General features: G+C 55.6%; 19 protein-coding genes and 1 pseudogene. 9 read left to right on the forward strand and 11 right to left on the reverse strand.

Annotation, left to right across the window (positions count from 1 at the left end; genetic code table 11):
• Positions 1-14: 14 nt before the first annotated feature.
• From AC07U6_RS04815 to AC07U6_RS04840, 6 genes and pseudogenes are all read right to left on the reverse strand, one after another.
• Positions 15-650 (reverse strand): annotated as a pseudogene (locus tag AC07U6_RS04815) (iron-containing alcohol dehydrogenase).
• 180 nt (positions 651-830) lie between these two features.
• Positions 831-1,796, reverse strand: a complete 966-nt coding sequence (gene cmoB / locus AC07U6_RS04820; RefSeq protein WP_494762964.1) for a tRNA 5-methoxyuridine(34)/uridine 5-oxyacetic acid(34) synthase CmoB — start codon at positions 1,794-1,796, stop codon at positions 831-833.
• Entirely contained in the window at positions 1,796-2,536 is a 741-nt protein-coding gene (cmoA, locus tag AC07U6_RS04825; RefSeq protein WP_494762963.1) for a carboxy-S-adenosyl-L-methionine synthase CmoA, read from the reverse strand. Before cmoA ends, cmoB begins: the two co-directional genes overlap by 1 nt.
• A 92-nt stretch (positions 2,537-2,628) precedes the next feature.
• Positions 2,629-3,024 (reverse strand): MAPEG family protein, encoded by a 396-nt coding sequence (locus AC07U6_RS04830; protein WP_494762962.1) that lies wholly within the window; start codon positions 3,022-3,024, stop codon positions 2,629-2,631.
• A gap of 84 nt (positions 3,025-3,108) precedes the next feature.
• The gene (locus AC07U6_RS04835) at positions 3,109-3,933 is read right to left on the reverse strand and encodes a DUF72 domain-containing protein (RefSeq protein ID WP_494764503.1); all 825 of its coding nucleotides are present in this window, start codon (positions 3,931-3,933) and stop codon (positions 3,109-3,111) included.
• Positions 3,934-4,027: 94 nt separating this feature from the next.
• The gene (locus AC07U6_RS04840) at positions 4,028-4,594 is read right to left on the reverse strand and encodes a hydrolase (RefSeq protein ID WP_494762961.1); all 567 of its coding nucleotides are present in this window, start codon (positions 4,592-4,594) and stop codon (positions 4,028-4,030) included.
• A gap of 363 nt (positions 4,595-4,957) precedes the next feature.
• Here AC07U6_RS04840 and aspS point away from each other — a divergent pair, with 363 nt between their 5' ends.
• The 6 genes from aspS to ruvB all read left to right on the forward strand — a co-directional run bounded on the left by aspS (position 4,958) and on the right by ruvB (position 10,397).
• On the forward strand, positions 4,958-6,739 hold the full coding sequence (gene aspS / locus AC07U6_RS04845) for an aspartate--tRNA ligase (RefSeq protein ID WP_494762960.1): 1,782 nt from the start codon (positions 4,958-4,960) through the stop codon (positions 6,737-6,739).
• On the forward strand, positions 6,739-7,173 hold the full coding sequence (gene nudB / locus AC07U6_RS04850) for a dihydroneopterin triphosphate diphosphatase (protein ID WP_494762959.1): 435 nt from the start codon (positions 6,739-6,741) through the stop codon (positions 7,171-7,173). Before aspS ends, nudB begins: the two co-directional genes overlap by 1 nt.
• Before the next feature lie 180 nt (positions 7,174-7,353).
• The gene (locus AC07U6_RS04855) at positions 7,354-8,097 is read left to right on the forward strand and encodes a YebC/PmpR family DNA-binding transcriptional regulator (RefSeq protein ID WP_105594263.1); all 744 of its coding nucleotides are present in this window, start codon (positions 7,354-7,356) and stop codon (positions 8,095-8,097) included.
• Between the two features lie 64 nt (positions 8,098-8,161).
• A complete protein-coding gene (gene ruvC, locus AC07U6_RS04860; protein WP_494762958.1) occupies positions 8,162-8,686 on the forward strand; it encodes a crossover junction endodeoxyribonuclease RuvC in 525 nt (174 codons plus the stop codon).
• A gap of 83 nt (positions 8,687-8,769) precedes the next feature.
• Entirely contained in the window at positions 8,770-9,384 is a 615-nt protein-coding gene (ruvA, locus tag AC07U6_RS04865; protein WP_494762957.1) for a Holliday junction branch migration protein RuvA, read from the forward strand.
• 8 nt (positions 9,385-9,392) lie between these two features.
• The gene (ruvB, locus tag AC07U6_RS04870; protein WP_494762956.1) at positions 9,393-10,397 is read left to right on the forward strand and encodes a Holliday junction branch migration DNA helicase RuvB; all 1,005 of its coding nucleotides are present in this window, start codon (positions 9,393-9,395) and stop codon (positions 10,395-10,397) included.
• A 127-nt stretch (positions 10,398-10,524) separates the two neighbouring features.
• On the opposite strand, the gene znuB is transcribed toward ruvB, so the two are convergent.
• Both znuB and znuC read right to left on the reverse strand, forming a co-directional pair.
• Positions 10,525-11,310, reverse strand: coding sequence for a zinc ABC transporter permease subunit ZnuB (znuB, locus tag AC07U6_RS04875; protein ID WP_494762955.1), 786 nt, complete (start codon positions 11,308-11,310; stop codon positions 10,525-10,527).
• Complete coding sequence (gene znuC, locus AC07U6_RS04880; protein ID WP_494762954.1) at positions 11,303-12,061, reverse strand: zinc ABC transporter ATP-binding protein ZnuC; 759 nt, start codon at positions 12,059-12,061, stop codon at positions 11,303-11,305. The genes znuB and znuC overlap by 8 nt, the downstream gene beginning before the upstream one ends.
• 76 nt (positions 12,062-12,137) lie before the next feature.
• Between znuC and znuA the strand changes: the two genes are divergently transcribed.
• The 3 genes from znuA to lpxM all read left to right on the forward strand — a co-directional run bounded on the left by znuA (position 12,138) and on the right by lpxM (position 15,578).
• Positions 12,138-13,085: a zinc ABC transporter substrate-binding protein ZnuA gene (gene znuA, locus AC07U6_RS04885; RefSeq protein ID WP_494762953.1), complete on the forward strand. Its 948-nt coding sequence runs from the start codon at positions 12,138-12,140 to the stop codon at positions 13,083-13,085.
• A gap of 12 nt (positions 13,086-13,097) precedes the next feature.
• Positions 13,098-14,423, forward strand: a complete 1,326-nt coding sequence (mepM, locus tag AC07U6_RS04890; RefSeq protein ID WP_494762952.1) for a murein DD-endopeptidase MepM — start codon at positions 13,098-13,100, stop codon at positions 14,421-14,423.
• Positions 14,424-14,606: 183 nt separating this feature from the next.
• The gene (gene lpxM, locus AC07U6_RS04895; RefSeq protein WP_494762951.1) at positions 14,607-15,578 is read left to right on the forward strand and encodes a lauroyl-Kdo(2)-lipid IV(A) myristoyltransferase; all 972 of its coding nucleotides are present in this window, start codon (positions 14,607-14,609) and stop codon (positions 15,576-15,578) included.
• Between the two features lie 123 nt (positions 15,579-15,701).
• On the opposite strand, the gene AC07U6_RS04900 is transcribed toward lpxM, so the two are convergent.
• The 3 genes from AC07U6_RS04900 to AC07U6_RS04910 all read right to left on the reverse strand — a co-directional run bounded on the left by AC07U6_RS04900 (position 15,702) and on the right by AC07U6_RS04910 (position 19,737).
• Positions 15,702-16,934 (reverse strand): MFS transporter, encoded by a 1,233-nt coding sequence (locus tag AC07U6_RS04900; protein WP_494762950.1) that lies wholly within the window; start codon positions 16,932-16,934, stop codon positions 15,702-15,704.
• 372 nt (positions 16,935-17,306) lie between these two features.
• A complete protein-coding gene (gene pyk / locus AC07U6_RS04905; protein WP_494762949.1) occupies positions 17,307-18,749 on the reverse strand; it encodes a pyruvate kinase in 1,443 nt (480 codons plus the stop codon).
• Between the two features lie 121 nt (positions 18,750-18,870).
• Positions 18,871-19,737, reverse strand: coding sequence for a MurR/RpiR family transcriptional regulator (locus tag AC07U6_RS04910; protein WP_494764502.1), 867 nt, complete (start codon positions 19,735-19,737; stop codon positions 18,871-18,873).
• Positions 19,738-19,817 lie beyond the last annotated feature (80 nt).

A 19,817-nucleotide genomic window follows, 5' to 3' on the forward strand; every position in this document is an offset into this window, starting at 1 on the left:
GGTCCCGGGCAGGGTTATTTCACCGACTGGCTGAACGTATCAACGGCCAGAATGGCATTGGCGATATCTTCGGCGCTCAGGTTCGGGTTAAGGTTTTTCAGCGTATCGCCATCGCTGTTGGCCAGTTCACCGATTTTTAACAGGCTTTCCCAACTGGCATTGTCGAGATGCAGCTCTTTTAGCGTGGTCGGCATGTTAATGGCGCGATAGAAGCGCACGTATTTCGAATACGCCGCTGTCGGTGTAGATCACCGACAGCACGGTGCATCGGTAGAGGCGACGGTGGGCACGATGGCGACGGGCTGTTTCAGCTCGTCGGCAACGGCTTTCACCGTATCGAGGGTTTTCCCGCCGCCAAGACCAACTACCACGGCGGTGCCGCTGCTTTTCGCCAGTTTGGCGAGGCGGGTGATTCCGTTGCTGGAGGCTTCGCCGTTGAACTCTTCATAGTGAAACTCAACGTGGCTGGCGGCCAGGGATTCCCGAACCTGCTTGCCGATCAGCCCCCAGACGATCTTATCGGCGACGATGAATGCGCTACTGCCGAGGTCGGCAAGATTTTCACCCAGCTGGGTAATCATGCCTGCGCCCTGGATATATTTACGCGGGGAAGAAAAAACAAATTTACTCTTACCAGATACTCCGTTCAGGTGAATGAAATTGTTTCTGTCCACTACCGTAACGTTTTGGCAATTGTAATGTTATTGAAAAATATGCTTTCCGATAAAGTTATCATTCGCATTGAGCCAGATCAGAGTAAATGCGGGAAGGGATTGCCGGAAACGGTGCGGCGTGCTGCGACAGGCCCGCCGAGCGGGCCTGTTATTCACTCAGGGTTTGGTCGCCACCAGCACCGCACGCAGCGGAGCCGGATAGCCTTCAACGGTTTTGGTGAGATCGTTGGGGTCAAGAAATTCGGCCAGTGATTCGCTGGTCATCCAGCTGGTGCGGCGCTGCTCGTCGGTACTGGTAACCGAATAATCGGCAATGCGCACGTCAGTAAAACCGCACTTCTCCAGCCAGTTTTTTAACGCGCCGGTGGTCGGAATGAAGTAGACGTTGCGCATCTGCGCGTAGCGCTCACCCGGTACCAGTACCTGTTGGTCATCGCCTTCAATCACCAGCGTTTCCAACACCAGCTCGCCGCCGCTGACCAGCTGGTTTTTTAGCTGATAGAGGTGATCGAGCGGGGAGCGGCGGTGATAGAGTACGCCCATCGAAAACACGGTATCAAATGCCTTCAGTTCAGGAAGTTGTTCAATACCAAGCGGCAGCAGATGTGCGCGCTGATCGCCGCCTAACAGCTTGCGTACCGCCTCGAACTGGCAAAGGAACAGCTGCATCGGGTCAATGCCCACCACCAGATGGGCGCCGGCCCCGATCATGCGCCACATGTGATAGCCGCTGCCGCAGCCCACATCCAGCACCGTGCGCCCGGCCAGCGGCGAAATATGCGGCAGAACGCGCTGCCACTTCCAGTCTGAACGCCATTCGGTATCAATATTGACGCCGTACAGCGAGTAAGGGCCCTTGCGCCACGGCATCAGATTGCGCAATAGTTTTTCGATTCCACCGCGCTGGCGTTCGGTCAGCTGGCTGCTGTCGGCGGTGACGCTATGCAGCAGATCCAGCGTTTCCGGCGTCAGTGAAGGCAGGTATTCCACCGAACGATCCCAGTTCTTGAAATGCCCGTGCAGCGATTCACGTTGCCAGGTGGCGATCTGCGCGGGCAGCGTTTCGAGCCACGGAGCCAGCGGGCCTTTGGCGATAAGCTGATAAAAGTTTCCAAAATCCATCAGGCATCACCCGCCTTCAGTGCGACCAGCGAGCCAAAGTTAAAGCACTGGAACCAGACTTCGGCGTGCTGAAAACCGGCCTGACGCAGGCGCGCTTTATGGGTTTCCACGCTGTCGGTCAGCATCACGTTTTCCAGCATGCTGCGCTTCTGGCTGATTTCGAGTTCGCTGTAGCCGTTGGCGCGCTTAAAGTCGTGGTGCATGTTGAACAACAGTTCGCCAACATCGGCATCTTCGAAGCTGAACTTCTCCGACAGCACTAGCGCACCGCCGGGCTTCAGCCCCTGATAAATGGTGTTTAACAGCTGCTGACGCTCTTCGGGCGCGAGGAACTGCAGGGTGAAGTTCAGCACCACCAGCGAGGCATTTTCCAGTGGGATCTGGCGGATATCGGCCTCAATCACTTCTACCGGCGTCTCGGCGCGGAAGGCATCGATATGGCGGCGGCAGCGCTCGACCATTGCCGGGGAGTTGTCTACGGCAATGATTTTGCAGCCGGGGACCTGAATGTTACGCCGTACTGACAGCGTGGCAGCGCCCAGCGAGCAGCCCAGATCGTAGACATGGGTGTCGGGCTGAACAAATCGCTCGGCCAACATACCAATCATCGAAATAATGTTGGAGTAGCCGGGCACGGAACGCTGAATCATGTCTGGAAAGACTTCAGCAACGCGTTCGTCAAAGGTCCAGTCGCCGAGTTTGGCAACGGGCGCTGAGAACAGCGTATCGCGGTTAGACATAGTGGTAAGTCCGGAGGAAGCTAACGGAAAGCGCATATTCTGGCAGAAAGCGATGCGGGCTGCATCTTTTCTGCCAGCGGCGTATTAAATCGTTAATGAAGAGTCAGTACCAGGTCCCACGGCAGGAAGATCAGGTTGACGATAATCATCCCCAGCAGGGTCAGTAAAGTCAGGATCATGCCGTTGCGGCGCCACAGCATCGTCCGGCTGCGCAGCCCCCAGGCATGCAGCAGGCGGCCAAAGAAGAAAAACAGCCCCAGCAGGTGGATCAACCAGATATCGGCACCGTTCATCTCCATGACCACCAGCAGCAGTGCCGCCAGCGGAATATACTCAACGGCGTTACCGTGGATGCGGATAGCCAGCTGTAAATCCGATACCCCACCGTCGCCAATCGATATGCGGTATTGCCTGCGCAGCCGCACCACGTCCAGTGAAAATTTAATAATCAACAACGCACCAAAAACGACGTAGAGAGCGCTGACCATGACTCACTCCATGATGTAAGAATTATCTTGCGGCTATCATAGCGGGCAATGTTAAGACTGTCTTCTCGTCTGCTGTCCAATTGCTCAGAATAGCGTTTCCTGCTGCGGCCAGTTGGGAACATCCCCCAGCGGTGGTAGCGCTTTTTGCAGGTCGGGCCACAGATAGCGCACCAGATCCGGGGCAAAGGCGATATCCGGAGTATGAATAAACAGCCACGGACGGGTAGTCTGGCACCATTCCGGCAGACGGGAAAGCCAGGCGCGGAAGTCGTGCAGATTCGCCTGCGGATTGTCGCCGCCGATAAACCTGATCATCGGCTCGCCGGCGGTGATCACCGCATGGACCGGCAGTTTGGGTTTTTTCCGCTGCGCGTCAACGATGGCCGGAGTAGAGGGTTTTGCCGCGTGTACCGCGCGGGTATCCAGAATCACCCGGTTAACGCCGCGCTGATGCAGCCCCCGGTTGAGCGCGCGTTCAGCTTCGCCTTTAGTAAAAAATTCAGCATGCCGCACTTCCACCCCGTAATGGAACTCCGAGGGCAGCGAGTCCAGAAAGGCCCACAGTGCGGGCAAATCGGCAGGAGAGAAGGCGGCGGGCAGCTGGAGCCAGTACTGGCCCAGGCGACCGGCCAGTGGTGCCATCAGCGCGAAGAACTCCGCCGTTAAGTCGCCGCACTGCCTGAGCGCCGCCTGATGACTGATGGTGGCCGGAAACTTGAAGCAGAAGCGGAAATCATCGTGGGTCATGGCACGCCAGCGCTGAACCACCTCCGGGCGCGGCAGGGCGTACAGCGTGGTGTTCCCCTCCACGCAGTTAAAATAGCGGGCGTAATCTTCCAGCGTGGCCATACCCAGCTTTTTCCACTGCGGATGTTGCCACTGCGGCAGCCCAAGATAGAGCGGTGTCATCATAAATCCTGTTACATTTTGATTGAGCGACTGTAGCGGTGCGGCGGGCGGAGTGCAAATCTGGCAGGAACGGATCTCTCCGGTCGCGGACAGGTTACAGCGCGGCGATCACTTCATCAGACTGACGAACCCGGGCGATGCGCGGGAAGATCCATTCAACGCTGCTGCGGTGCTGCTCGCTGCTGCCGGCGCTGCAAATGTCTTCGGCGATCACCAGGTTAAAGCCCAGCTCCCACGCGTTACGTGCGGTGGATTCCACGCCGATATTGGTGGAGATGCCGCCAAGCACAATGGTATCGATACCGCGGCGGCGCAGCTGTAGCTCAAGATCGGTGCCGTAGAAGGCCCCCCACTGGCGTTTGGTCACCTGAATGTCACCGGGCTGCGTGCCCAGTGCGGGTGGGAAGGTCCACCAGTTTTCCGGTAGCGTGCCGCCCGGAGCGGCCGCATCCACCGGCTGTTTCAGCGCTTCGGCAAAATCGGCCGACCAGCCCACGCGAACCAGCACGACCGGTGCGTTTAGCGCGCGGAACTTTTCTGCCAGCATTGCGGCCTTGGCTACCACCGTGTCAGCACTGTGCGGGCCACCGGCGAAGGGCAGAATACCTTCCTGAAGATCGATAAGTACCAGCGCGGTAGTCTGTGGGTTAAGTTTAAACATCGTGATTCTCCGGAAGAGTGGGGGAAATCAGAAAGAATACAAAGCAATGTGCCTGCTGCGCGACTATAACTGTGTGGGGAGCGCGGGGGAATTTGTTAACGTGTATGTCATCGACCGGGGCGGTTGCCGATATTTCAGCACGAAGATTCTTCGGCTAAACGCGGCGACCGTTGCTTTGTTGACCGCTTTAGCCGGTATCAACGCATCTTGCTGCTTTTCTGCCGCTTTGCCTTCTCGACAGCACTTATCCTGTGCACTGTTTTCCATTATAATGGCCGCCATTTTTCGCGGCAGCAGCCCCCTCCGGGCCGGGTTTTCTTTAAGATGCCGTGCCCGCAGCGGTGAAGTTAAAAGGATATCGTTATGCGTACTAAGTATTGTGGACAGGTCAACCTGTCTCATGTAGGGCAGCAGGTGACACTGTGCGGCTGGGTTAATCGCCGCCGCGATCTGGGTAGCCTGATCTTTATTGATATGCGTGACCGTGAAGGCATCGTTCAAGTGTTCTTCGACCCGGATCGTCAGGATGCGTTCCGCCAGGCTTCCGAGCTGCGTAATGAATTCTGTATTCAGATCACCGGCACTGTGCGTGCGCGTGACGAAAAAAACAAAAACAGCGATATGGCTACCGGTGAGATCGAAGTCTTTGCCACCGACCTGACCATCATCAACCGCTCTGAGCCGCTGCCGCTGGATTCCAACCAGACTAACAGCGAAGAAGCGCGTCTCAAGTATCGCTATCTGGATCTGCGCCGCCCGGACATGGCAAATCGCCTGAAAACCCGTGCGAAGATCACCAGTTTTGTTCGCCGCTTTATGGACGATCACGGCTTCCTGGATATTGAAACGCCGATGCTGACCAAAGCTACGCCGGAAGGCGCGCGTGACTATCTGGTGCCAAGTCGCGTCCACAAAGGTAAATTCTATGCGCTGCCGCAGTCGCCACAGCTGTTTAAACAGCTGCTGATGATGTCCGGCTTCGATCGCTACTATCAGATCGTAAAATGTTTCCGTGATGAAGACCTGCGCGCGGATCGTCAGCCGGAATTCACCCAGATCGACGTCGAAACCTCCTTTATGACCGCGCCACAGGTGCGTGAGATCATGGAGCGTCTGGTGCGCGATATGTGGCAGGACGTGAAGTCCGTTGATTTGGGCGACTTCCCGCAGATGACCTTCGCAGAAGCGATGCGTCGCTACGGTTCCGATAAGCCGGACCTGCGTAACCCGATGGAGCTGGTGGACGTTGCCGATCTGCTGAAAGACGTGGAGTTTAAAGTCTTCTCCGGCCCGGCTAACGATGCCAAAGGCCGCGTTGCCGCACTGTGCGTGCCGGGCGGAGCCCAGCTGAGCCGTAAACAGATTGATGAGTACGGCAAGTTTATCGAAATCTACGGCGCGAAAGGCCTGGCCTACTTCAAGGTCAACGAACGCGCGAAAGGCCTGGAAGGCATTACCAGCCCGGTTGCCAAGTTCCTGACCGCTGAGATCGTTGAAGCTATTCTGGATCGTACTCAGGCCGCCGACGGCGATATGATCTTCTTCGGTGCCGACAGTGCCAAAGTGGTGACCGATGCGCTGGGTGCGCTGCGCCTGAAGCTGGGCCGGGACCTGAAAATTACCGACGAAGCCGCGTGGAAACCGCTGTGGGTTATTGACTTCCCAATGTTCGAAGAAGACGGTGAGGGCGGCCTGAGCGCCATGCACCATCCGTTCACCGCGCCGAAAGAGATGACCCCGGACGAGCTGAAAGCGGCACCGGAAACGGCTATCGCTAACGCCTACGATATGGTGATCAACGGTTATGAAGTGGGCGGCGGTTCCGTGCGTATCCACAACGGCCTGATGCAGCAGACCGTATTTGGCATTCTCGGCATTGCTGAAAAGGAACAGCGGGAGAAGTTCGGCTTCCTGCTGGATGCGCTGAAGTTTGGTACGCCTCCGCATGCCGGCCTGGCTTTCGGCCTGGATCGTTTGACCATGCTGCTGACCGGCACCGAAAATATCCGTGACGTTATCGCCTTCCCGAAAACCACCGCTGCGGCCTGTCTGATGACCGAAGCGCCAAGCTTTGCTAACCCGGCGTCACTCGCCGAGTTGGGTATTGACGTGGTGAAAAAAGAAAAACCGGCTGAGAGCGAATAATGACGTTTAAGCATCCGGTTTCGGTGCTGGTGGTGATTTATGCGCAGGACACCGGACGGGTGCTGATGCTGCAGCGGCGCGATGATGTCGATTTCTGGCAGTCGGTTACCGGCAGTCAGGAGCCGGACGAAAGCCGGGAAGACACCGCGCGGCGGGAAGTGTGGGAAGAGACGGGAATTGATATTAACGCCGGGCAGTTCACATTAGTGGATCGCCAGCGTCATATAGAATTTGAAATCTTTGCGCACTTCCGTCATCGCTACGCGCCGGGTATCACTCATAACCGCGAACACTGGTTTACCCTGGCGCTGCCGACAGAAAGAGACATCGTGTTGAGCGAGCATCTGGCCTTTCGCTGGCTTGCGCCAGCCGAGGCCGCTGCGCTTACCAAGTCCTGGAGTAATCGCCAGGCAATTGAAGAATTTGTAGTCTAATTTTGTTTTTATATTTTGAACTTAACCAAACGTTCAGGCGTTATCGGCGCAGCGAGTTTCTTCACCGCCAGCGCGCAGAAAGCGGAGCGTACTCATGTACGTGAGCATTGCGAGCACTGCCAGGGGAGAAAATCGCCAGCACGATAGCCTGTCCGGTGTTAATTTGGAGACAAGAGTAAAATGGCAGGACATAGTAAGTGGGCGAATACCAAGCACCGCAAGGCTGCTCAGGATGCTAAACGCGGTAAAATTTTTACCAAAATTATTCGTGAGCTGGTGACGGCTGCCAAACTGGGCGGCGGTGATGCAGGATCTAACCCGCGTTTGCGTGCTGCGATGGATAAGGCGCTGGCAAACAACATGACGCGCGATACCATGAACCGTGCGATTGCACGCGGCGTGGGCGGCGATGACGACAGCAACATGGAAACCATCATTTATGAAGGTTACGGTCCTGGCGGCAGCGCGGTGATGGTTGAGTGCCTGAGTGATAACCGTAACCGTACCGTTTCTGAAGTGCGTCACGCCTTCACCAAAACCGGCGGTAACCTGGGGACCGATGGCTCCGTTGCCTATCTGTTCACCAAGAAAGGGGTGATCTCTTACGCTCCGGGCCTGGAAGAAGATGCAGTGATGGACGCGGCGCTGGAAGCCGGTGCTGACGACGTGGTGACCTACGATGACGGTGCAATTGACGTCTTCACCGCCTGGGAAGTGCTGGGCCAGGTTAAAGATGCTCTGGACGCCACTGGCCTCAAGTCGGAAGGCGCTGAAGTCACTATGATCCCATCGACCAAAGCCGAACTGGATGCGGAAACCGCACCGAAGCTGCTGCGCCTGATCGATATGCTGGAAGACTGTGACGATGTGCAGGAAGTTTACCATAACGGTGAAATTTCTGATGAGGTTGCGGCGACCTTATGATTTCTCACTGCATCCTGTATGCTGTGAGTTATCGTAAAAATACCATCAACCCGGGGAACGCGACATGACGGTTATTCTGGGTATCGATCCCGGTTCGCGGATCACGGGTTATGGTGTGGTTCGCCAGGTTGGGCGGCAGATTACCTATCTGGGCAGTGGTTGTATTCGTACCAGCTCCACCGATTTGCCGCCGCGCCTCAAGCTGATTTACGCCGGGGTGAGTGAAATCATCACTCAGTTTCAGCCGGACTTTTTCGCCATTGAACAGGTGTTTATGGCGAAAAACGCCGACTCGGCGCTTAAGCTGGGCCAGGCGCGTGGCGTGGCTATCGTTGCCGCCGTGAACCACGACCTGCCGGTGTTTGAGTATGCGGCTCGTCAGGTTAAGCAGACCGTGGTCGGCATCGGCAGCGCCGAAAAAAGCCAGATACAGCATATGGTGCGTACGCTACTGAAGCTGCCTGCCAACCCGCAGGCCGATGCGGCCGATGCGTTAGCTATCGCCATTACCCACTGCCATTTAAGCCAAAACGTTGCGCGAATTGCAGAAGGTAAGCTCACCCTGGCACGCGGCCGACTGCGCTCCTAGGCTGGATATCCATCCAGCCTTTTTTATGCTATAACATTTATCCCTGTACTCATCCCCACTATTCTTATCTGAAGGAAGCTAATGTGATAGGTCGTCTGAGAGGCATCATTCTGGAAAAACAGCCGCCTGTGGTGCTGATTGAAGCCAGCGGAGTTGGCTATGAAGTGCAAATGCCAATGACCTGTTTTTATGAGCTTCCTGAACTGAATCATGAAGCGATTATCTTTACCCATTTTGTGGTGCGTGAAGATGCCCAGCTGCTGTTTGGCTTTAACAGCAAGCAGGAACGCGCGCTGTTTCGTGAACTGATTAAAGTGAACGGCGTGGGGCCAAAACTGGCGCTGGCCATCCTTTCCGGCATGTCGGCACAGCAGTTTGTTACCGCCGTTGAGCGTGAAGAGATTGCCGCACTGGTGAAACTGCCCGGCGTTGGCAAGAAAACCGCCGAGCGTCTGGTTGTCGAGATGAAGGACCGCTTCAAGGGTATGCACGGCGATTTGTTCGCTACCGATGCGCCGTTTGCGCTGACCAGCGAAGTGCAGAATACGGCGGTCAATGATGCCGAAGGCGAAGCGGTTGCTGCGCTGGTGGCGCTGGGGTATAAACCTCAGGAAGCCAGCCGCATGGTCAGCAAGGTGGGCAAACCCGACGCTGACTGCGAAACTCTGATCCGCGAAGCGCTGCGCGCTGCTATTTGAGGTAGAGCATGATTGAAGCCGATCGCCTGGTCTCCGCCGGGGTTATCACCGAAGAAGAGGTCATTGACCGCGCTATCCGCCCCAAACTGCTTGAAGAGTATGTCGGGCAGCCGGTGGTGCGCGAGCAGATGGAAATTTTCATCAAGGCCGCGAAGATGCGCGGCGATGCGCTCGATCATCTGCTGATCTTCGGCCCGCCGGGGCTGGGTAAAACCACACTCGCCAATATCGTTGCCAATGAGATGGGCGTGAATTTGCGCACCACTTCCGGTCCGGTGCTGGAAAAGGCGGGCGATCTGGCCGCAATGCTCACCAACCTTGAACCGCACGACGTGCTGTTCATCGATGAAATCCACCGCCTCTCTCCGGTGGTGGAAGAGGTGCTGTATCCGGCGATGGAAGATTACCAGCTGGATATCATGATTGGAGAAGGCCCGGCCGCACGTTCGATCAAGCTGGATCTGCCGCCCTTTACTCTGATCGGTGCAACGACCCGCGCAGGCTCGCTAACCTCACCGCTGCGCGACCGCTTCGGCATTGTGCAGCGTCTGGAGTTCTACCGCGTTGAAGATCTGCAGCACATTGTCAGCCGCAGCGCTGCCTGCCTGGGGCTGCCGCTGAGCCCAGAGGGTGCGCTGGAGATTGCCCGCCGCGCCCGAGGCACGCCGCGTATTGCCAATCGCCTGCTGCGCCGTGTTCGCGACTTCGCCGAAGTGAAAGCCGACGGCGAGATGACCGGCGAAGTTTCCTCACGCGCGCTGGATATGCTGAGCGTGGACAGCGAAGGCTTCGACTATATGGACCGTAAGCTGCTGCTGGCGATTATCGATAAGTTTACCGGGGGACCGGTTGGCCTGGATAATCTGGCCGCGGCTATCGGCGAAGAGCGTGAAACGATTGAGGATGTGCTGGAGCCCTATCTGATCCAGCAGGGCTTTATTCAGCGCACCCCGCGCGGACGTATGGCGACACAGCACGCCTATAAGCATTTTGGCATCGATCGCGAAGTCTGAGAAAGCTATCTGATTCAGGCTTGCCTGCGGAAGAATCATCACAGCCCCGGAATGTCTGACATTTCGGGGCTGTTTTTTTGGCGGCTCAATCGGGATGAGAGAACGGTACTGCACATTTACCGGATATTCAGACCGCCGGTTTTTTCACCATGCTCAGAATAAACAATAATGCCGCGCCGAGTACCACCGACGGACCGGCAGGCGTATCGTAAAACGCCGAGAAGGTCAGCCCGGCGGTGACCGCCAGCATGCCGACCACGATGGCAAACGCGGCCATTTGCTCCGGTGACCGGGCAAAACGGCGTGCCGTGGCCGCGGGGATAATCAGCAGTGAAGTAATAATCAGCGCGCCGACAAATTTCATCGCTACGCCGATGGTCAGTGCGGTCACCAGCATCAGGATCAGTTTGCTGCGCTGGATATTAACGCCATCCACCTGAGCCATTTCCGGGCTGATAGTCATCGACAGCAGAGCGCGCCACTGCCAGCCCAGGACAATCAGTACCACCGCCACGCCGGCCGCAATGGTCCATAAATCGGCCGGGGTGACCGCCAGCAGATCGCCAAACAGATAGGCCATCAGATCAACACGAACGTCCGACATCAGGCTGACGACCACCATACCGAGAGAAAGCGCACTGTGCGCCATAATCCCGAGCAGGGTATCAATTGCCAGATGGGGGCGACGTTCCAGCCAGACCAGCACCAGCGACAGGATTAATGTCACCGCAATCACGGCATAAAACGGGCTGACGTTGAGCAGCAGGCCAAAAGCCACACCGAGCAGAGAAGCATGGGCCAGCGTATCGCCGAAGTAAGACATGCGACGCCAGACCACAAACGAGCCCAGCGGCCCCGCGGCCAGCGCCAGTAAAATGCCCGCCAGCCAGCCGGGTAACAACAGTTCAATCATAACGACCGGGTCCCTTACGTAAAATGATTCGTCCCTTTAAGTCGTGACGATGATTATGGTGATGGCGGTAGATGGCCAGCTGCTCAGCGCCGCGCGGGCCAAACATGGAGATAAATTCCGGATGTTTTGAAACGGCTTCAGGTGTACCGGAGCAGCAAATATGGTGGTTCAGGCACAGTACCTCATCGGTTTTGGCCATCACCAGATGAAGATCGTGCGAAACCATTAATACGCCGCAGTTAAGCTCGCGGCGTAGCTGATCGATCAGGTCGTACAGGGCAACCTGGCCGTTAACGTCAACGCCCTGGGTGGGTTCATCCAGCACCAGCAGCTGCGGCTGATTCAGCAGCGCCCGCGCCAGCAGCACGCGTTGGGTTTCACCACCGGAAAGTTTTTGCAGCGGATAGCTCAACAGGTGCGAAGCCTGTACGCGTTTTAAGGCGGGCAAAATATCCTCTCGCTTCACGCCTGGGCGCAGGCGCATAAAGCGGTCCACCGTCAGCGGCAGAGTGACATCAAGGTGGATTTTTTGCGGGACATAGCCGATGCGCAGGCCGACAGGTTTATGCACCGAACCGGAGCTGGGCGCAATCAGACCAAGCACTACGCGCACCAGCGTTGATTTTCCTGCGCCATTGGGGCCCAGCAGGGTCAGAATTCGCCCGGGTTCCAGTTTCAGCGAAACATCGGAAAGTACCTGGCGTTGACCAAAGTTCACAGCTACATTTTCAAGGGAGATCAGGGATGACATGTCGATTACGATTGCAGAAGTTTTATGATGTTATAATATCACAACCCACCAGCTTATCACGATGGATTGAATCATTATGTTACATAAAAAATCATGTCTCTTTTCAGCACTTGCCGGGCTTGGCGTTGCTGCTTATTTTGCGCTTCCAGCACAGGCGGCCGTTGTGGCTTCCGTTAAGCCAGTTGGCTTTATTGCGTCCGCGATTGCTGATGGTGTCACACCTGTAGAAATTCTGCTACCTGATGGTGCATCAGAGCATGATTATGCATTACGTCCATCGGATGTAAAACGCATGCAGGGCGCGGATTTAGTGGTTTGGGTTGGCCCTGAAATGGAAGCATTTATGGCTAAAATGGCCGCCGGTTTGCCGCCACAAAAGAACCTTGAAATGGGCCGCATTGACGGCGTCCATTCGCTGCTGCTGAAGGGTGGGGAAGAGGAAGAAGAGGAGCATGAAGACCATGCTCACGGCGAGGCACATGACCACGATCACCACCATCACGGTGAATACAATATGCACCTGTGGATGTCACCGGAGATTGCTAAGAAAACTGCGGTTGCAATTCACGCAAAATTATTGGAACTTATGCCGCAAAGCAAGGACAAACTAGATGCCAACCTGCAGCATTTTGAGTCAGAATTGGCGTCTGTCGATGCAATAATTGGTAATCAGCTGGCCCCGGTAAAAGGGAAAGGATATTTCGTTTTTCACGATGCTTACACATACTTTGAAAAACACTACGGGCTGACTCCACTGGGTCATTTTACCGTCAATCCTGAGATCCAACCCGGCGCACAGCGTTTACATCAAATACGAACACAGTTGGTTGAGCAGAAGGCCACATGCGTCTTTGCTGAACCACAATTCAGGCCAGCCGTGATCGATGCGGTAGCCAGAGGAACCAGCGTGCGTTCAGGCACACTTGATCCTCTTGGTACTGACATCACTCCAGCACGAGACAGCTATGTGAAATTCCTCTCACAGCTGTCCAGCCAGTATACGAGCTGCCTGAAAGGAGAATAGAGGAAGACTTAATTGCAGCAGATAGCCCGCGCTGTCGCCATGGCGTTCAATAACTTACCCCGACCTCACCGCATCATGCTGGGGTCACTTACCGTCGTTACTCTGGCCGTCACTGTCTGGCGGCCTCACACCTATCATCCTGGCACAGAAAGCCCGATTGTTAAAACAATCGAACTGGATAAAAACGAACTGCGTACGCTGCTTCCCGAAGCCAGTGAACCCATCGACCAGGATACGCCTTCACCAGATGATGACACGCCAAAAGATGAGATCGATCAGGATGTACCGGATGAAGCCGGGACGCATGATTACGTGGTCTCTACTGGCGACACCTTAAGCAGCGTTCTTAACCAGTACGGCATTGATATGTCGGACATTACCCAGCTGGTGAAAAGTGATAAAGACCTGCGTAACCTGCAAATCGGGCAGCAGCTTTCCTGGACGCTGACCGACGATGGGCAGCTGCAGCGTCTGACCTGGGAAGTCTCCCGCCGTGAAACCCGCACTTACGATCGCTCAGGCGATAGTTTTAAATCTTCTGCTGAAATGCAGAGAGGGGAGTGGAAAAACAACGTACTGAGCGGTGAAGTCAACGGTAGTTTCGTGACCAGTGCCAAAGCGGTCGGGCTGACCAGCGCGGAAATCAGTGCGGTGATCAAGTCACTACAGTGGCAGATGGATTTCCGCAAGCTGCGCAAGGGCGATAAGTTCTCCGTGCTGATGTCCCGCGAAATGCTGGACGGCAAGAGCGAGCAAAGTCAGCTGCTGGGCGTGCGCATGCGCAGCGGCGATAAAGATTATTACGCCATCCGTGCCGAAGACGGTAAGTTTTACGACCGCAGCGGTTCCGGTCTGGCACGCGGATTTATGCGTTTCCCGACCGTTAAGCAGTATCGCGTTTCTTCTAACTTCAATCCGCGCCGCATGAATCCGGTGACTGGACGCGTCGCGCCGCACAAAGGTGTCGATTTTGCTATTCCACTGGGCACTCCGGTGCTGGCAGTGGGTGATGGTGAAGTGATCGTCGCCAAGCGCAGCGGCGGTGCCGGCAACTACGTGGCGATTCGTCACGGCCGCCAGTATATGACCCGTTATATGCACCTGAAGAAACTGCTGGTCAAACCGGGCCAGAAAGTGAAACGGGGCGATCGCATTGCCCTTTCAGGCAGTACCGGCCGTTCAACCGGCCCGCACCTGCATTATGAAATCTGGATTAACAATCAGGCGGTTAACCCATTAACGGCCAAGCTGCCGCGGATGGAAGGCCTGGCGGGTAAAGAGCGTAGCGACTATCTGGCTCAGGTCCGCGAAGTGGTGCCGCAGCTGCGCTTCAAGTAGGGGCCACTGTTGCTTTACAGAGCCGATGGAACACACAGTCCATCGGCTTTTTTATTGCCGGAGTGCAGAAAATACGGATAAAAGCGGTCTGAATACTGGCCTTTTACCGGAAAATTCCAGGTTAATGCATTGCAAAAATACCTGCCAGCACTATCATTAGCCCGTTATTGTAGAGGCCGGTGCATGGAAAACATAAAAAAAAGTCACGTTGAATTTATTCCCGTTTTTAAGAAATCCTTTTTACAACCTCGCTACTGGGGCAGCTGGCTGGCGGTAGGTGCCTTTGCTGCGATTGCTGTGGTTCCTCCCCGTTTACGCGATCCGGTCCTGGGTTTGCTGGGACGTCTGGCCGGTAAACTGGCCCGCAGCGCACGCCGCCGTGCGCAGATCAACCTGCTTTACTGCCTGCCGGAGGTTTCGGAGGCAGAGCGGGAGAAAATAATTGATGAGATGTTCGCGACCGCACCACAATCAATGGTGATGATGGCGGAGCTGGCTCTACGTCCGCACAAGGTTCAGCCGCGTATTCACTGGCAGGGCCGCGAGCTGATCGACCAGCTGCGAGAGGCGCAGCAGAATGTGATTTTCCTGGTGCCGCACGGCTGGGCGGTGGATATCCCGGCCATGGTGCTGGCTTCGGAAGGGCAGAAAATGGCCGCGATGTTCCACAATCAGCGTAATCCGGTGATGGACTATGTGTGGAACCGGGTACGCCGCCGCTTTGGTGGCCGTATGCACGCGCGCAACGACGGTATCAAACCGTTCATCAGCTCGGTACGGCAGGGTTACTGGGGTTATTATCTGCCCGATCAGGATCACGGCGCGGAGCATAGCGAATTCGTTGATTTCTTCGCCACATACAAAGCCACGCTGCCCGCCGTTGGTCGCCTGATGAAGGTGTGCCGCGCGAAAGTGGTGCCGCTGTTCCCGGTGTATGACAGTCAGAGCCACAGTCTGACCATTCATCTACGTCCGCCAATGGACGATTTGCTGGATGCTGACGATGTGACGCTGGCGCGGCGAATGAATGAAGAAGTTGAAATCTTTGTTCGCCCGAATCCGGAACAGTACACCTGGATTCTGAAGCTGCTGAAAACCCGCAGGCCGGGTGAAACAGAGCCCTACGATCGTCAGGAACTGTATCCTAAGAAATAGCATGTTGACTGCGGCTGACGTCAGGCCGCGACTGGTAAAAAAAGCCGCAATCCTTTATGGACAGCGGCTTTTTTATGCGCCAGCCTGCAAGCTTTCAGCGACAGGCTGCACTAAAAGTGATGATCAGTGCGCGACTAACGTGGAGCGACGCTGCCACTCGCGCAGGAAGGCCCGTACCAGAAGGAACCAGATAACGCCACAGGCCAGATTCACCAGGCTGAACGCCCGAGATCCGTCGCTGAAGTAGGCAAATTTCGCCAGCTCAATCCCCAGCGCGAACACCAGAATACTGACCATGCCGAGCATCGCCGCCACGCTGCCTTTACCTGAGTCGTTGGAGAACAGCGTCAGACGGTACAGGCCTGCATTCACCAGCCCGGTGCCAAATCCGTAAACACTCAGACCGGCGGTCAGCCACAGATAACTGTGGTTATCAATAAGCGTGGCAACGGTAGAAATCGTTAGCCCCAGCAGAATAGGCCAGGCACCCAACCGCAGCGGCTTATCGATCGGCAGGCGTGAGGCCAGCTTGCCCAGCGTCAGGTTACCGATAATCATCGCCACAAACACCGGCAGCTGTAGCAGCGCATAATCCATACGCGTCAGCCCCTCATCGTGGATCAGGATCACCGGCGACAGCGCAACCCATGCAAGGCAGGGGATAGTCACCAGGCCGATAGCCAGCGAACCGCTCATCACCTGGCGGTCTTTTACCAGCACCGCATAACCCTTCGCCAGCGACGGCAGCGACAGTGACATCTGGGGATCGCCGGAAGTTTCAGGCATCGTCAGCCACAAACCAACCAGCGATATCGCCGTCAGTGCGCCAAACAACCAGAACATGGTGCGCCAGTCGCTGAACTCAAGGAATGCCGCCCCCGCCAGCGGGCCAGCCAGCGGAGCCAGCAGGGCGACATTCGCCATCAGGGCCATCATCTTAACGCTCAGCGCTTCATCAAAGGCTTCCTGAATAGCGGCGTATCCCACCGCGCCGATAAAGCACAGGCTGGTGCCCTGCAGGAATCGCAACAGCACAAACTGCTCGATGCTTTGCACCCAGTGCGTTGCCATACAGGTCAGCATAAAGAATGCGACGCCACTGAGGATTACCGGACGGCGGCCCAGCTTGTCCGACAGCGGGCCGAGCAGCCACTGCAGCGTAATGCCGCCGATTAGATAGGCGGTTAACGACGCCGAAACCCATTCCGGACCGACGCTAAATTCTTCAGTGACCAGCAGCATGCCCGGCTGGATCATGTCATGAGCGATATAGGTGGCGAATTCAAACAGCACCAGCGACAGAGGAAAAATCAAATGTCGCGGTGTAAGACTCGACATAGGAGTAAATGACGCCATGCTGGCTCCTTCCAGTAAATTGTGAATGCATTCTCCGCTTGAGCGGCTCGCTAATCTATCTCATTTTTAAGAGTTTACGCTGCACAATTATGAATTATCTTAAAAATAGACTGGTCGGGTTGTCGGTGTTTCAGATGCCTTCGAATGTTGATCTGATGTGCTGATGTGCTGATGTGCTGATGTGCTGATGTGCTGATGTGCTGATGTGCTGATGTGCTGATGTGCTGATGTGCGAGCTGTGGGATAAGAGGCGAGCTGGTTAGTCAGCAGGTGGTCGTTATGCAGCATAACAGTTGAATGCCGTGAGACTGCAGCTGATATAGAAAAGGGCCCGTTGCCAGGCCCTGTAGTGATTCTGCAGCGAGCGGGAGATTACTCTACGCGCAGCACGCGACTGGTGTTGGTGGTGCCGGTGGTGCTCATCACGTCACCCTGGGTAACGATGACCAGGTCACCGGAAACCAGGAAACCTTTCTCGCGCAGCAGGCTAATCGCATCGTGCGCGGCGGCAACGCCGTCGTTGTGGCTGTCGAAGAACACCGGGGTCACGCCGCGATACAGAGCGGTCAGATTCAGGGTGCTTTCGTGGCGGGACATCGCAAAGATTGGCAGACCTGAAGTGATGCGCGAGGTCATCAGTGCGGTACGGCCAGACTCGGTCATGGTAATAATCGCCGTCACACCCTGCAGGTGGTTAGCGGCGTACATCGCGGACATGGCGATCGCTTCTTCGATGTTATCGAACTGCACGTCAAGACGGTGCTTGGAAACGTTGATGCTTGGCACTTTTTCCGCGCCCAGGCACACTTTTGCCATTGCAGACACGGTTTCAGCCGGGTACTGACCCGCCGCGGTTTCCGCGGACAGCATAACCGCATCGGTACCATCCAGGACGGCGTTGGCCACGTCCATGACCTCTGCGCGGGTTGGCATTGGGTTAGTGATCATCGATTCCATCATTTGAGTGGCGGTGATCACGGAACGGTTAAGCTGGCGTGCGCGGCTGATTAGCGCTTTCTGAATACCGACCAGCTCCGGATCGCCAATCTCAACGCCCAGATCGCCCCTTGCTACCATCACCACGTCGGAGGCGAGGATGATGTCATCTATGGCTTCCTGAGTGGCAACCGCTTCAGCACGTTCCACTTTAGAGACAATCTTCGCTTCACAGCCTGCTTCGCGCGCCAGGCGACGAGCGTAGTTCAGGTCTTCACCGCAGCGAGGGAAGGATACGGCCAGATAGTCTACGCCGATCTGCGCCGCGGTCAGGATGTCGGCTTTATCTTTTTCAGTCAGCGCTTCGGCTGACAGGCCGCCGCCCAGTTTGTTAATGCCTTTATTGTTGGAAAGCGGGCCACCGACGGTCACCTCGGTGAAGACTTTCATCCCCTGAACTTCCAACACTTTCAGCTGTACGCGGCCGTCATCCAACAGCAGGATATCGCCAGGCACCACGTCAGCAGGCAGGCCTTTGTAATCGATGCCGACTTTTTCTTTGTCGCCTTCGCCTTTACCCAGGCTGGCATCCAGCAGGAAGCGCTCACCGATATTCAGGAAGACTTTGCCTTCTTTAAACGTGGAAACGCGAATTTTCGGTCCCTGCAGGTCGCCCAGGATGGCAACGTGACGGCCAAGTTTAGCGGCAATAGCGCGAACGCTGTCTGCGCGTTTCTGGTGATCTTCCGCTGTGCCATGTGAGAAGTTCAGACGAACGACATTGGCACCTGCTGCGATGATTTTCTCAAGGTTATTATCGCGATCCGTAGCAGGCCCCAGTGTGGTTACAATCTTGGTTCTTCTGAGACGTCTTGACATGTATAACTCCGTTGACTTTTAGTGTGGTGTTGCAAGTGCAAGCACTACCAGGTTTTATCTCTGGGTATATGATAAGGAACGGATAATTCCGAACCTTCATCGTCGTTACTAAGTAAAACTGCTAATGACTGATGTTAACCTGGCCTTCCTTTTCCAGACGCGACTCTTTCAATGCATCCTTTACCCGTTTCAGATTATCGCGAAACTTCGCGCCGCGCCGCAGGGTAAAACCGGTGGCCAGCACATCGATCAGCGTTAGCTGCGCGAGGCGTGAAACCATCGGCATATAAATATCGGTGTCTTCCGGTACATCAAGGGTCAGCGCCAGCGTCGCTTCACGCGCCAGCGGCGAGTCAGGCGAGGTAATCGCCACCACTGTGGCGTCATTCTCCCGTGCCAGTCTTGCCAGCTCAACCATTGATTTGGTGCGCCCGGTATGGGAGATCAGCACCATCACATCTCCCTCATTGCTGTTCATGCAGCTCATGCGCTGCATCACAATATCATCGGAATAGATCACTGGCACATTGAAGCGAAAAAATTTATTCATCGCATCATGTGCCACGGCTGCCGACGCACCCAAACCAAAAAAGGCGATTTTCTTTGACTGAGTCAGTAAATCGACGGCACGATTGACGGCGCTGGTGTCCAGACTCTGTTTCACCCGATCCAGCCCGGCCATGGCCGACTCGAAAATTTTACCGGAATAGGACTCTACGCTATCTTCCTGTTCAACATTACGGCTGACATACGGCGTGCCGTTGGCCAGGCTTTGCGCCAGCAGGAGTTTAAAGTCCGGGAAGCCTTTGGTGTTCAGTCGATGGCAGAAGCGGTTTACGGTAGGTTCGCTGACGCCTGCGGCTTTTGCCAGCAGAGCAATGCTGGAATGCATCGCGGTGGTAGGGGAATCAAGGATAACGACGGCAACTTTGCGCTCGGATTTGCTCAAATTTTCCAGGCAGGATTGAATTTTTTCCAGCATATTCATAGGACTAATCACTCATACATTCTGACGATTTCAATCAAAGGAGAAATCGATGTCATTTTGTAGAGAATATACAATGCGCT

The organism is Erwinia sp. GW821-FHT03D09 (assembly GCF_059420805.1).

Bases quoted from the DNA above. Each gene is read 5' to 3' on its own strand.
- cmoB (WP_494762964.1), bottom strand. From the start codon at position 1,796: ATGGATTTTGGAAACTTTTATCAGCTTATCGCCAAAGGCCCGCTGGCT.
- cmoA (WP_494762963.1), bottom strand. From the start codon at position 2,536: ATGTCTAACCGCGATACGCTGTTCTCAGCGCCCGTTGCCAAACTCGGC.
- AC07U6_RS04830 (WP_494762962.1), bottom strand. From the start codon at position 3,024: ATGGTCAGCGCTCTCTACGTCGTTTTTGGTGCGTTGTTGATTATTAAA.
- AC07U6_RS04835 (WP_494764503.1), bottom strand. From the start codon at position 3,933: ATGACACCGCTCTATCTTGGGCTGCCGCAGTGGCAACATCCGCAGTGG.
- AC07U6_RS04840 (WP_494762961.1), bottom strand. From the start codon at position 4,594: ATGTTTAAACTTAACCCACAGACTACCGCGCTGGTACTTATCGATCTT.
- aspS (WP_494762960.1), top strand. From the start codon at position 4,958: ATGCGTACTAAGTATTGTGGACAGGTCAACCTGTCTCATGTAGGGCAG.
- nudB (WP_494762959.1), top strand. From the start codon at position 6,739: ATGACGTTTAAGCATCCGGTTTCGGTGCTGGTGGTGATTTATGCGCAG.
- AC07U6_RS04855 (WP_105594263.1), top strand. From the start codon at position 7,354: ATGGCAGGACATAGTAAGTGGGCGAATACCAAGCACCGCAAGGCTGCT.
- ruvC (WP_494762958.1), top strand. From the start codon at position 8,162: ATGACGGTTATTCTGGGTATCGATCCCGGTTCGCGGATCACGGGTTAT.
- ruvB (WP_494762956.1), top strand. From the start codon at position 9,393: ATGATTGAAGCCGATCGCCTGGTCTCCGCCGGGGTTATCACCGAAGAA.
- znuB (WP_494762955.1), bottom strand. From the start codon at position 11,310: ATGATTGAACTGTTGTTACCCGGCTGGCTGGCGGGCATTTTACTGGCG.
- znuC (WP_494762954.1), bottom strand. From the start codon at position 12,061: ATGTCATCCCTGATCTCCCTTGAAAATGTAGCTGTGAACTTTGGTCAA.
- znuA (WP_494762953.1), top strand. From the start codon at position 12,138: ATGTTACATAAAAAATCATGTCTCTTTTCAGCACTTGCCGGGCTTGGC.
- lpxM (WP_494762951.1), top strand. From the start codon at position 14,607: ATGGAAAACATAAAAAAAAGTCACGTTGAATTTATTCCCGTTTTTAAG.
- AC07U6_RS04900 (WP_494762950.1), bottom strand. From the start codon at position 16,934: ATGGCGTCATTTACTCCTATGTCGAGTCTTACACCGCGACATTTGATT.
- pyk (WP_494762949.1), bottom strand. From the start codon at position 18,749: ATGTCAAGACGTCTCAGAAGAACCAAGATTGTAACCACACTGGGGCCT.
- AC07U6_RS04910 (WP_494764502.1), bottom strand. From the start codon at position 19,737: ATGAATATGCTGGAAAAAATTCAATCCTGCCTGGAAAATTTGAGCAAA.